The organism is Pseudorhodoferax soli, from assembly GCF_003337555.1.
Classification (GTDB): domain Bacteria; phylum Pseudomonadota; class Gammaproteobacteria; order Burkholderiales; family Burkholderiaceae_C; genus Pseudorhodoferax; species Pseudorhodoferax soli.
In genome coordinates this window covers 896,163-907,780 of the sequence record NZ_QPJK01000002.1, presented here as the reverse complement: position 1 = coordinate 907,780, position 11,618 = coordinate 896,163, and the positions used below count along the sequence as shown (strand labels likewise).

General features: G+C 70.5%; 10 protein-coding genes. 7 read left to right on the top strand and 3 right to left on the bottom strand.

The features are described 5' to 3' along the window. Nucleotides 1-63: 63 nt before the first annotated feature. From soxY to soxB, 5 genes are all read left to right on the top strand, one after another. Nucleotides 64-519, top strand: coding sequence for a thiosulfate oxidation carrier protein SoxY (gene soxY / locus DES41_RS10925; RefSeq protein WP_114467634.1), 456 nt, complete (start codon nt 64-66; stop codon nt 517-519). Nucleotides 520-565: 46 nt separating this feature from the next. After that, on the top strand, nt 566-877 hold the full coding sequence (soxZ, locus tag DES41_RS10920) for a thiosulfate oxidation carrier complex protein SoxZ (protein ID WP_114467633.1): 312 nt from the start codon (nt 566-568) through the stop codon (nt 875-877). 266 nt (nt 878-1,143) lie between these two features. Then, nucleotides 1,144-1,950 carry a sulfur oxidation c-type cytochrome SoxA gene (gene soxA, locus DES41_RS10915; protein ID WP_114467632.1) on the top strand — a complete coding sequence of 269 codons (807 nt, stop codon included), beginning with the start codon at nt 1,144-1,146 and terminating at the stop codon, nt 1,948-1,950. Nucleotides 1,951-1,963: 13 nt separating this feature from the next. Further along, nucleotides 1,964-2,626, top strand: coding sequence for a sulfur oxidation c-type cytochrome SoxX (soxX, locus tag DES41_RS10910; protein WP_114467631.1), 663 nt, complete (start codon nt 1,964-1,966; stop codon nt 2,624-2,626). A 61-nt stretch (nt 2,627-2,687) separates the two neighbouring features. Next, nucleotides 2,688-4,421, top strand: a complete 1,734-nt coding sequence (gene soxB / locus DES41_RS10905; protein WP_114467630.1) for a thiosulfohydrolase SoxB — start codon at nt 2,688-2,690, stop codon at nt 4,419-4,421. Between the two features lie 7 nt (nt 4,422-4,428). On the opposite strand, the gene DES41_RS10900 is transcribed toward soxB, so the two are convergent. Both DES41_RS10900 and ruvA read right to left on the bottom strand, forming a co-directional pair. Further along, nucleotides 4,429-5,580, bottom strand: coding sequence for a YeeE/YedE family protein (locus DES41_RS10900; RefSeq protein WP_114467629.1), 1,152 nt, complete (start codon nt 5,578-5,580; stop codon nt 4,429-4,431). Between the two features lie 106 nt (nt 5,581-5,686). Beyond that, nucleotides 5,687-6,262: a Holliday junction branch migration protein RuvA gene (gene ruvA / locus DES41_RS10895; protein ID WP_114467628.1), complete on the bottom strand. Its 576-nt coding sequence runs from the start codon at nt 6,260-6,262 to the stop codon at nt 5,687-5,689. A gap of 32 nt (nt 6,263-6,294) precedes the next feature. Between ruvA and DES41_RS10890 the strand changes: the two genes are divergently transcribed. Both DES41_RS10890 and ybeY read left to right on the top strand, forming a co-directional pair. Beyond that, nucleotides 6,295-7,293, top strand: coding sequence for a PhoH family protein (locus DES41_RS10890; RefSeq protein ID WP_114467840.1), 999 nt, complete (start codon nt 6,295-6,297; stop codon nt 7,291-7,293). Continuing rightward, nucleotides 7,290-7,748, top strand: a complete 459-nt coding sequence (ybeY, locus tag DES41_RS10885) for an rRNA maturation RNase YbeY (protein WP_114467627.1) — start codon at nt 7,290-7,292, stop codon at nt 7,746-7,748. The genes DES41_RS10890 and ybeY overlap by 4 nt, the downstream gene beginning before the upstream one ends. 63 nt (nt 7,749-7,811) lie before the next feature. On the opposite strand, the gene DES41_RS10880 is transcribed toward ybeY, so the two are convergent. After that, the gene (locus DES41_RS10880; RefSeq protein ID WP_114467626.1) at nt 7,812-11,531 is read right to left on the bottom strand and encodes a CHASE domain-containing protein; all 3,720 of its coding nucleotides are present in this window, start codon (nt 11,529-11,531) and stop codon (nt 7,812-7,814) included. Nucleotides 11,532-11,618: the final 87 nt, after the last annotated feature.

Sequence of the window (11,618 nt, the reverse complement as noted above, 5' to 3'; positions counted from 1 at the left end):
CCGATAGTGCGTGACCCCCATCACATTAGTATCTGCTTAACTAACGAGTCATCTGGAGCCGCGATGCAAACCCGACGCGATACCTTGCAGCAATCCATGGCGGTGGCCGGCCTTCTGGCCGCTGCCGGCCTCCTTCCGCGCGATGCGTTCGCGTTCAACAAGACGGCTTTCGAAGCCAAGAGCATCGCCGACGCGGCCAAGGCCTTCGGCGGCAGCGCGCCCGCCGAGAGCAAGGACGTGACCCTGACCGCACCCGACATCGCCGAGAACGGCGCCGTCGTGCCGATGGCCGTGGCCTCCACGCTGCCCAACCTCAAGCACCTGCTGGTACTGGTCGAGAAGAACCCGAACGCGCTGGTCGCGATGTTCAACGTGTCCGACGCGGTCGAGCCCAGCTTCTCCACGCGCGCCAAGATGGGCCAGACCTCCGATGTGTACGCCGTGGCGATCACCAACGACGGCAAGGCGCTGTACGCGAAGAAGGAAGTCAAGGTCACGCTCGGCGGCTGCGGCGGCTGAGCGGCGCAAGACTTCATCCCATCCAGACATCCAGGAGCACAGCACCATGGCAGATCCGATGCGCATCCGCGCGCAGGCCAACGGCGGCAATGCCGTCGTCCGCGTCCTCATGAGCCACGAAATGGAAACCGGCCAGCGCAAGGACAGCGCGGGCAAGACCATCCCCGCCTGGCACATCACCGAAGTCACCGCGGCCCACAACGGCAAGCCGGTGCTGAGCGCAGAGTGGGGCCCCGCGGTCTCCAAGAATCCCTTCATGCAATTCACACTGAAGGGTGCCAAGGCCGGCGACAAGGTCTCGGTCACCTGGAAGGACAACAAGGGCGACACGCGCACGGACGAAGCGACCGTGTCCTGAGAAGCTGTGAACGAATCCCTCACGACCACGCGAGGCCCCATGACAGCCAGCTTCCATCGCCTTCGTCGCGCCAGGGGCCTCGCCCTTCGGGCCGGGGCACGCCAGCCCACATGCGGGCGTTGCAGGCCTTGCCCGGGCACGAGCCCGGGCGGCGGCCTGCGCCTACGCCTGTGGCCCGGCGCACCCCGTCGTGGCCGCGATCGATTCATTCACAGCTTCTGAGCCTTCCCCCTCCCCACAGGGCTTGTCGACAACGAGTGGAACGCATGACAACAACGAAGACAACACTCTGGGCCGTGCTGCTGGGCCTCGCCGCAGCGCCGGGCGCGTTCGCCCAGAAGACCACGACCGAATCGATCGAGGAGTACCGCAAGATGCTGGAAGACGGCAATCCGGCGGACCTCTTCGAAGCCAAGGGCGAGGAGCTGTGGAAGAGCAAGCGCGGGCCCCGGAACGCTTCGCTGCAGGGCTGCGACCTGGGCAAGGGCCCGGGCGTGGTCAAGGGCGCCTTCGTCGAGCTGCCGCGCTACTTCGCCGACACCGGCAAGGTCCAGGACCTGGAGACGCGGCTCGTCACCTGCATGCAGCAGCAGCAGGGCTTCGATGCCGCCGAGATCGCCAAGACGCCGTTCGGCCGCGGCGAGATGGCCAATGTGACGGCGCTGGCCACTTACGTGGCCGCCGAGTCCAAGGGGCTGCCGTTCAACCTGCCGCAGAACCACGCCCAGGAGAAGACCTACTACGAGGCGGGCAAGCGCCTGTTCTTCATGCGCGGCGGCACCCACGATTTCGCCTGCGCCTCCTGCCATGGCGAGGACGGCAAGCGCATCCGCCTGCAGGACCTGCCCAATCTGACCAAGAACCCCGGCGACGGCGTCGGCTTCGCGGCGTGGCCGGCCTACCGCGTCTCCAACGGGCAGATGTGGAGCATGCAGTTGCGCCTGAACGACTGCTATCGCCAGCAGCGCTTTCCCTATCCGGAGTTCGGCGCCGATGCGCTGACGGCGTTGAGCACCTACCTCGGCGTCAACGCCAGGGGTGCCAAGTCCGCCGCACCCGCCATCAAGCGCTGAAGCAGGAGCAGGCATGAACAAGACACGCATCGTCATGGCCGCGGCGCTGGCCTCGGCAGCCGTCCTGGTGGGCTGCGCCAGCCGCATGGGCGGCGCCGCCACCGACGCCGACCAGGTGGCCGCAGACATGGTCAAGGCCGGCTTCCGCGCCCAGGGCATCGCCACGGTCGACCGGGTCACCGGCATCGACGAGACCTTGAAGCTGTGCAACGCGGCAGACGTCGCCGGCAAGCCGCTGGCGCCCGAGGTGGCCAGGCGCATCGAGGCCGAGAACCTCAAGGCCGTGAAGTGGCCTGCCGACGGCCGGTTCCTGGGCGACTGGAAAGAGGGCGAGAGGATCGCCCAGAGCGGCCGGGGCCAGACCTGGACCGATGCGGCGGGCACCGTGAATGGCGGCAACTGCTACAACTGCCACCAGATCGCCAAGGAGGAGATTTCCTTCGGCACCATCGGCCCAAGCCTGTACCACTACGGCAAGCTGCGCGGCGTGACCGATCCTTCCGGCGCGGCGGCCAAGCCCATCGTGGAATACACCTGGGGCAAGATCTGGAACGCCAAGGCCTACAACGCCTGCTCCAACATGCCGCGTTCGGGCCACATGGGCAACCTGACCGAGGCGCAGGTGCGCGACATCATGGCGCTGCTGCTCGACCCGGCCTCACCGGTCAATCAATGAGCCTGCGGGCCTGGGAATCCCAGGCCTTTTTCATCTCCCATCCATAAGCAACTGCTGATTCATGAATCTGACCAAGCGTGAGTTCCTGCAGGTCATGGGCGCCGCTTCGGTGGCCGGCATGGGCCTGGGACGGTGGAGCGAGGCCGACGCTGCGGCCGCGTCCTTGGCGCTGTACGAGTTGCCGCGCTTCGGCAATGTGTCCTTCCTGCACATGACCGACTGCCACGCGCAGCTCAAACCCATCCACTTCCGCGAACCCAGCGTGAACCTGGGCATCGCCGGCATGCAGGGCCGGCTGCCGCACCTGGTGGGCGAGCATCTGCTCAAGGCCGCCAGGGTGCCGCCGGGCAGCGCCCAGGCCCACGCGCTGACCTACCTCGACTTCGACCAGGCGGCGCGCCGCTACGGCAAGGTCGGCGGCTTCGCGCACCTGTCCACGCTCGTCAAGCGCATGCGTGCGAGCCGGCCCGGCGCACTGCTGCTCGACGGCGGCGACACCTGGCAGGGTTCGGCCACGGCGCTGTGGACCAAAGGCCAGGACATGGTGGACGCCGCCAAGCTGCTCGGCGTGGACGTGATGACGGGGCACTGGGAGTTCACGCTGGGCATGGAGCGCGTGAAGGAGATCATCGACAAGGACTTCGCGGGCCAGGTCGACTTCGTCGCACAGAACGTCAAGACCACCGACTTCGGCGACCCGGTCTTCAAGCCCTACGTGATCCGCCCCATCAACGGCGTGCCCTGCGCCATCATCGGCCAGGCCTTTCCCTACACGCCGATCGCCAACCCGCGCTACCTCGTGGCCGACTGGGAGTTCGGCATCCAGGACGAGAACCTGCAGAAGATGGTGGACGAGGCGCGCGCCAAGGGTGCGCAGGTGGTCGTGGTACTGAGCCACAACGGCATGGACGTCGATCTGAAGATGGCCGGCCGCGTGAGCGGTGTGGACGCCATCCTGGGTGGCCACACGCACGACGGCATGCCGGTCGCCTCGCTGGTCGAGAACCGTGGCGGCAAGACCATCGTCACCAACGCCGGCTCCAACGGCAAGTTCCTCGGGGTGCTGGACTTCGACGTCAAGGACGGCAAAGTGGCGGACTTCCGCTACCGGCTGCTGCCCGTGTTCGCCAACATGCTGCCGGCCGACCCCGCCATGGACGCGCTGATCACGAAGATCCGCGCGCCCTACGAAGCAAAGCTCGGTGAAACGCTGGCCCACACGGAGGGCCTGCTCTACCGGCGCGGCAACTTCAACGGCTCGGGCGACCAGCTGCTGCTGGACGCGCTGATGGACGTGCAGGGTGCCGAGATCGCGTTCTCTCCCGGCTTTCGCTGGGGCACCAGCCTGCTGTCGGGCCAGGCCATCACGCGCGAGTGGCTCATGGACATGACCGCCACCACCTACTCGTACGCCACCGTGACGGCGATGTCTGGCGAGATGCTCAAGACCGTGCTGGAAGACGTCTGCGACAACCTGTTCAACCCCGATCCCTACTACCAGCAGGGCGGCGACATGGTGCGCGTCGGCGGGCTGCAGTACAGCTGCAACCCCCTGGCGGCAGCCGGCAGGCGCATCGAGGACATGCGGCTGCACGGCAAGCCCATCGAGGCCGGCCGCAGCTACAAGGTGGCCGGCTGGGCCCCGGTGGCGGAGGAGGCCGCCAGGGCCGGCAACCGGCCCGTCTGGGAGGTGGTGGAGCAATGGCTCCAGGCGCAGGGCGGCAAGGTCACGCCGCGCAAGGTGAACCAGCCCAGGCTCACGGGCGGGTTGCCCAACCCCGGCTACGCCGCCTGAACGGCGCTCAGCGGCTTGCGCTCGGCGCCACCGGCGTGCCGATGCCGCGCGCCGCGCTGTGCCGGTCCTGCACGAGCAGCGCCAGGCAGGCGCCGGCCACGATGCCGGCCACGGCCAGCACCGAGCCGGCCGACTGCAGCGCCAGCCCGGTGACCCCATTGCCGACCGAGCAGCCCAGGGCCGTCACGCCGCCGAAGCCCATCAGCAGCGCGCCGGCGCTGTGCGATGCCAGCTCGCCCGGCGTGGTGAAGGATTCCAGGCGGAATTCGCCGCGCAGCCGCGCGCTGATGTGGCTGCCCACCAGCACGCCCAGCGCCACGGCCACGCCGAAGGTCAACACGGTGGCGCGGTCGGTCCACAGCGTGAGCAGATCCAGCGCGGCGGCCATGGGCGCGGCGAACGACAGGCCCTCGGGCCGGCGCGACTGCGTGCCCAGCCAGGCCGATTCCAGCGTCTCCGGGTGTTCCGCCAGGAAGCCCAGGTGGCCGGTGATGAACAGCGCCACGCCCAGGAGCAGGCCCACGCCGATGCCGCCGACCCAGTGCACGGCGTCCAGGCGCTGGCGTGCGCGCCAGGCGAAAGCGAAGGCGCCCGCAGCGATCAGCCCGGCCAGGGCCCAGCGCAGGCCCGCGGCGCCCACGCCGGACGCGCGCGACAGCAGGCCGCCCAGGTCCTGCGGGCCGGCCAGCGGCAGCGCGGCTGCATCCAGGTAATCCACCCGCAGGCCGGCGAAGGCGCCGCGCAGCGTCATGAGGGCGGCAATCGCCACCAGCACCAGCACGACCATGGCCTTGAGGCTGCCCGAGCCGGCCTTCACGAGGCACCGCTGCGGGCAGCCGCCGGACAGGATCATCCCGTAGCCGAACAGCAGCCCGCCGACCGCGCAGGAGAGCCAGGCCAGCCGGTCCGACCAGGCGATGGTGCGCGTGGCGTCCAGCAGCCCGCCGCTGACCAGGCCCTGCACGCACAGCGCTCCCACACCGATGGCCAGCAGCCAGGAGGCCAGCCGCGCCGGGCCGCGGAAGATCACCCAGTCGGCGATGGCGCCGCGGATGCAGAAGCGGCTCGCCTGGCCGACGATGCCCAGGGCCAGGCCGATGAGCAGCCCGCCGATGACGACAGTCCGGGCGATGGTGGCGGGATCGGTGGAGGCGAACATGGCGGCGGGCGGGCTCGAGAAGGGGCTGCGGGGGCAGCCGGCGAGTTTAGCGGGCGGGTGCGCCAAGCCCGGCGCCAGGGCGCGCGGGCGGTTCCTCCACCCGCAATTAGGCCTTGGACAAGGCCTTCAGCGCGAGCTTGATGCCCTCGCTCACACCCACGTCCTGGGGCAGGGCCTTCAGCGCGGCGGCGGCTTCCTTGTCGCTGTAGCCCAGCGCCAGCAGCGCCTGCAGGATGTCGGCCTGGTGGTCGGTGGTGGCGCCCTGGTGCGGGCCGATGTCGGCGCCGAGCTTGCCCTTGAGCTCCAGCAGCAGCCGCTCGGCGATCTTCTTGCCGATGCCAGGCACCTTGATGAGCCGGCCGCTTTCCTGCAGCGTGACGGCCTGCGCCAGGTCGGCCACGCCCAGGCCCGACAGCACACCCAGCGCCGTGCGCGGGCCCACACCGGTGATCTTGATGAGCTGGCGGAAGGTGTTGCGCTCGGCCGCGGTGCCGAAGCCGAACAGCAGCTGCGCGTCCTCGCGCACGATGAAGTGCGTGAGCAGCGTCACCCGTTCGCCCAGCGCGGGCAGGTTGTAGAAGGTGCTCATGGGCACGTCGACCTCATAGCCCACGCCGTGGCAATCCACCAGCACCTGGGGTGGGTTCTTTTCGGCCAGCAGGCCCTGCAGTCGTCCGATCATGGGCGGCGATGGTAGCGGGCGACAATGGCGCCATGATCGTCCGCCACAACTTCACGCCCCCCAACAACACCCGGCTGGACCACGTGTGCGGCCCCATGGACGCGCACCTGCGCCAGATCGAGACTGCGCTCGCGGTCAAAATCGCCCACCGCCACGAGCAGTTCAAGATCGACGGCCCCAAGGCCAAGGCCCAGCGCGCGCTCGAGGTGCTGCAGGCGATGTACGAGATCGCCGCCCGCCCGATCGCCACCGACACCGTGCAGCTGATGCTGGCCGGCGACGGCGATGTCTCCGGCGGCCCGGAAGGCCCCTCGCTGCTGACGCGCCGCAGCGACCTCAAGGCGCGCACGCTCAACCAGGCCACCTACCTGGACAACATCGCCAGCCACGACATCACCTTCGGCATCGGCCCGGCGGGCACCGGCAAGACCTACCTGGCCGTGGCCTGCGCCGTCGACGCGCTGGAGCGCTCGGCCGTGCAGCGCATCGTGCTCACGCGCCCGGCCGTCGAGGCCGGCGAGCGCCTGGGCTTTCTGCCCGGCGATCTGGCGCAGAAGATCGACCCCTACCTGCGCCCGCTCTACGACGCGCTGTACGACCTCATGGGTGCCGAGCGCGTGGCCAAGTGCTTCGAGCGCAATGCACTGGAGATCGCGCCGCTGGCCTTCATGCGCGGGCGCACGCTGAACAACGCCTTCGTGATCCTGGACGAGGCGCAGAACACCACGCCCGAGCAGATGAAGATGTTCCTCACGCGCATCGGCTTCGGCGCCAAGGCCGTGGTGACGGGCGACGTGAGCCAGATCGACCTGCCAAAGCAGCAGCTGTCGGGCCTGATCGATGCCGAGCGTGTCCTGAAGCGCGTCAAGGGCATCGCCATCACGCGGCTGACCAGCGCCGACGTGGTGCGCCATCCGCTGGTGGCGCGCATCGTCGATGCCTACGACGCGCGTGGCAGCGGTGGCGATGCCGACGCCACCGGCCGCGACGCGGCCGAGCAGGTGGTGCGTGCGCGCCGGGGGGCACGATGAGCGTGTTGAACGGGCTGCAGCTGTCGCTGCAATTCGCCGCTTTCGACGGCGTGGCCGAACACCGCGCCGCGCTGCCGCGCCACAAGGTGCAGCGCTGGATCCGCCACGCGCTCGACACGGACGCCGAGATCACCGTGCGCATCGTCGGCGCCGAGGAGGGCCAGGCGCTCAACCGCGACTACCGCCAGCGCGACTACGCCACCAACGTGCTGACCTTCGACTACACGCAGGAGCCCGTGGTCACGGCCGACCTCGTGCTGTGCGCGCCTGTCGTCGCGCAGGAGGCACGCGAGAACGGCAAGACGCTGCAGGCGCATTACGCCCACCTGCTCGTGCACGGCACGCTGCACGCCCAGGGCTGGGACCACGAGACCGGCGAAGAGGACGCCGAGGCCATGGAAGCGCGCGAAGCCGAGATCCTGGAGCGGCTGGGCTTCCAGAACCCCTACCGCTGAGCCCGCGGGCGGCGCTCTCGCGCTGCGCCCGGTGGGCAACGCCCACGCGCTGCGTGGCGCAGGTCAGCCGCCAGCCTGGCGCGCGTAGTCGGCAACCGCAGCGCCGGCCTGCGCCATCGCCTGCGCCAGCGCATCCAGTGCGGCGTCCGTCGCGCGGCCGCTGCCCAGCGCATGCTCGTAGGCGGCGGCGCGCTCGGCCACATCGACCAGCCCCAGCTGCGCCGCCGCGCCGCGCAGCCGGTGCGCCAGCGCCGCGGCTTCGGCCGGGCTGGCGCGGCGCAGCTGCAGCGCCTCGTCGCCGTACAGCTGCATGAACCGGCCCAGGGCCAGGGCGAACGCCGCGGCGTCGCCATAGACCGCCAGCCCGCGCTGCACATCGAGCGCCGTGGCGCCGGGCCGGGCCGGCGGCTGGTCCGCCGGCGCGGCATGGCCACTGCGCCGCACGTGCAGCAGGGTCTGCACCAGCTGGTCGACCAGGAAGGGCTTGGCGACGAAGGCGTCGAGCCCGCTGGCCAGGGCCTTGTCGCGCTCCGATGGGAATGCGCCCGCCGTCAGCGCCACCACGGGCAGCTGGCGCAGGGCCGGCGTGGCGCGGATGCGCCGCGTCGCCTCGTAGCCGTCCATGCCCGGCATCTGGATGTCCATGAGCACCACGTCGAAGGCGGTGGGCTGCTGCGCCAGCCGGGCCAGCGCGCTGCTGCCGTCGTCGGCCAGCGACACCGTGGCGCCTTCCCCGCCCAGGATGCGCGCCGCCACCTCGCGGTTGATCTCGCTGTCGTCGACGACCAGCAGCGCCATGCCTTGCAGCCTGCGTGCCGCGGCGCCGCAGGCCAGGCGGGCGGCGGCCTGGTGCAATGGTGGGCAGCGCTCGGCCGTGGTGGTGGCGACATCGAGCGTGAAGCTGAAGGTGCTGCCGACACCGGGCACGCTGGCCACGGTCAGGTTGCCGCCCATCAGGCCCACCAGGTGGCTGCTGATGGTCAGCCCCAGGCCGGTGCCGCCGAAGCGCCGCGAGGTCGAGCTGTCGGCCTGGCTGAAGGCTTCGAAGATGTGCGCCTGCTGCTCGGGCCCGATGCCGATGCCCGTGTCGGACACCCACAGGCGCAGCCGCACCCGGCCCGGCGTGGCGCCGTCGTCCTCGCGCGCCACGCCCAGCGTGACCTCGCCCCGCTCGGTGAACTTGATGGCGTTGCTGAGCAGGTTCATGAGCACCTGGCCCAGGCGCAGGCTGTCGCCGACCAGGTAGCGGCAGCCGGCCGGCGGCGGCTGCACGACGAGGGCCACCGGCTTGTCGCCACGGGCCGCGGCCATGACCGAGGCCAGGTTGTCCAGCACGCCGCCCAGGTCGAAGGGCTGCTGCTCGATCTCCAGCCGGTGCGCCTCGATCTTGGAGAAGTCCAGGATGTCGTTGATGATGGCCAGCAGGCCCTGGCCGGCGTCGCGCAGGCGTTGCAGCATGGCCTGCGCATCGGCCGGCAACTGCTGGCCGGCCAGCAGGTAGCACAGGCCCAGGATGGCGTTCATCGGCGTGCGGATCTCGTGGCTCATGTTGGCCAGGAACTCCGACTTGGTGCGGGTGGCCTGGCGCGCGTCCTCCAGCGCGTGGTGCAACTCCTGCGTGCGCCGCGCGACCTGTTCCTCCAGCGAGGTGTTGAGCTCCAGGATGCGGTCTTGTGCGGTGATCTGCGCCGTGATGTCGCGGTTGATGCCGACCAGCCGCTGCACGCGCCCATCGGGGCCGTGCTCGACGATGGCGGCGGCCTGGATGTGGCGGGTCTCGCCCGCGCGCGTGATGCGGAAGCTGGCTTCGTAGGTGCCGCCCTCGCGCCGCAGCCGCTCCAGCCCCGGCTGCAGCGCCAGCAGGTCGTCCGGGTGCACGCGCGACTGCCAGAACGCGACCCAGCCGCTGCCGGCACGCAGCGCGGGCGGCACGCCGTAGATATCGAACATGCGCGCGTCCCATTCCATCTCCTCGTCTTCCAGGCGCCAGACCCAGATGCCGACATCTGCCGCGGCCACCGCCAGGCGCAGCCGGTCCAGCGTGGCCTGCAGCTGCACCTCCAGCCGGCGCCGCTGCGAGATGTCGGTGATGGAGGCCAGCGTGGCCGGCCCCTCGCGCGTGCGCACCGGGTTCAGGCCGATCTCCACCGGGATGGCGCGCCCGTCGCGGTGGCGCGCGTACAGCGCGCGGCCCTGGCCCATGGCGCGCGGCTGCGGTGCGCGCAGGTAGCTGGCCACGTTGTCGGCGTGGTCGCTGCGGTGGCCCTCCGGAATCAGCGCATCCAGCGACAGGCCACGCAGTTCGGCCGCGTCGTGGCCGAACAGCTCCTCGGCCTTGCGGCTGGCCAACACGATGCGCTGCTGCGCATCGACCATCAGCATCGCCGTCGGCGCAGCCTCCACCGCCAGCTGGAAGCGCTCGTCGGCGCGCAGCTGCTCGGTGATGTCGCGCACCGTGACGGCCAGCCCCAGGCTCCGGCCGTCCTGGGCAACCACGGGCGCGCTGCGGATGTCCAGGTCGATGCGGCGGCCGTCGCGCTGCAGCTGTGCCGTGAACTCCGTGCGCGCCGTGGGCAGCAGCGGGCCCGGGGCGCTGCCGTCCGCGCCCGTCAGGAGATCCTGCAGCGGGCGGCCCAGCACCTGCGCCGTGCTGCGGCCGAAGATGCTCTCGGCCGCGCGGTTCCAGCGCGTGATCCGGCCTTGCGGGTCCAGGCCGACGATGCCGTCACCGGCGTTCTCCGCGATGGCGGCCATGTGGGCGTCCTCCACCATGGCCTGGCGGCGGTGCTGCCGGTCGCGCAGGAAGAAGTAGAGCAGGGTGGCCAGCAGCGCGCTCGCGCCCATCATCAGCTGCGCCGTGCGCTGCGGCGGCGGCAGGCCGAGCCGTGCCGAGAACACCGGCGTGGCCTTGACCTCGGCGATCCATTGGCGGCCGTACACGGCCAGCGCCACGCGGCGCACCAGACCGGCGTGCGCCGCATCGTCGGCCTGGGGCTCTGCGAAGAAGCGCTGCGGCGGCTGCGTGCCGTCGGTGTCGTACAGCGCGAGCGAGAGCTCGTCGTGGATCAGCGCCTGCCCGGCCAGCACCTCGTTGATCACGAGCGGCGCGTAGGCCAGGCCCTCGGCGGTCAATGCGGCGTCCAGCGGCAAGGCCCGGCCGTCGTGGGCGGTGTAGATGGGCAGCAGGAACAGAAAGCCCTGCGACGGCTGGCCGCTGGCCTGCAGCAGCGTGATCGGGCGCGTCAGCGTGGGCTGGCCGCTGCGCAAGGCCTGCAAAGCCGCGTCGCGCCGGTTCGCTTCGGAGGCGATGTCCAGGCCGATGGCCTCGCGGTTCTGCGCCTCGGGCTCGACGTACTGGATGATGAGCAGATCGCCGTCGTGGGCGCTGCGCTGCTGGACTGCGAAGTCCGCCCGCTCCGCGCGCGCCTGCGCCAGGAACTCGGGCAGCTGCGCCTGCGGCACGCGCCGCACGAAGCCGAAGCCGCGGGCCCCCGGGAACTCGCGCGCCATCTCGCGCGATTCGGCGTAGCGGCGAAAGCTCTCGCGCCTGATCTGGCCGTTGCCCGCTGCGATGACCGCGCCGCGTGTGCCGCGCAGGCCGTACTCGTAGATGTTCAGGCGCTCGAGCAGTTCGGCGGTCGCGCGCTCGACCAGGCTGTCGAAGCGCTGCGCGCGGACTTCCTGCTGCGCGGCGGCGATGCGGTGCGCCTCTGCAAAGGCCAGCGCGCATCCCATCGCCAGCGCGACGAGGGACCAGACCCACGGTGAGGATGGGCTGCGCATGGCTCGCTCTTGCGACTCCCTTCGCTCGAAAGTTGCACCAATATATTCGGGCAAATGTAGAGATGGCAGTGCCAATGCACAACGAGG

Coding starts and splice junctions, on each gene's coding strand:
- DES41_RS10880 (WP_114467626.1), bottom strand. CDS start 11,531: ATGCGCAGCCCATCCTCACCGTGGGTCTGGTCCCTCGTCGCGCTGGCG.
- soxZ (WP_114467633.1), top strand. CDS start 566: ATGGCAGATCCGATGCGCATCCGCGCGCAGGCCAACGGCGGCAATGCC.
- soxX (WP_114467631.1), top strand. CDS start 1,964: ATGAACAAGACACGCATCGTCATGGCCGCGGCGCTGGCCTCGGCAGCC.
- soxY (WP_114467634.1), top strand. CDS start 64: ATGCAAACCCGACGCGATACCTTGCAGCAATCCATGGCGGTGGCCGGC.
- soxB (WP_114467630.1), top strand. CDS start 2,688: ATGAATCTGACCAAGCGTGAGTTCCTGCAGGTCATGGGCGCCGCTTCG.
- DES41_RS10890 (WP_114467840.1), top strand. CDS start 6,295: ATGATCGTCCGCCACAACTTCACGCCCCCCAACAACACCCGGCTGGAC.
- ruvA (WP_114467628.1), bottom strand. CDS start 6,262: ATGATCGGACGACTGCAGGGCCTGCTGGCCGAAAAGAACCCACCCCAG.
- ybeY (WP_114467627.1), top strand. CDS start 7,290: ATGAGCGTGTTGAACGGGCTGCAGCTGTCGCTGCAATTCGCCGCTTTC.
- soxA (WP_114467632.1), top strand. CDS start 1,144: ATGACAACAACGAAGACAACACTCTGGGCCGTGCTGCTGGGCCTCGCC.
- DES41_RS10900 (WP_114467629.1), bottom strand. CDS start 5,580: ATGTTCGCCTCCACCGATCCCGCCACCATCGCCCGGACTGTCGTCATC.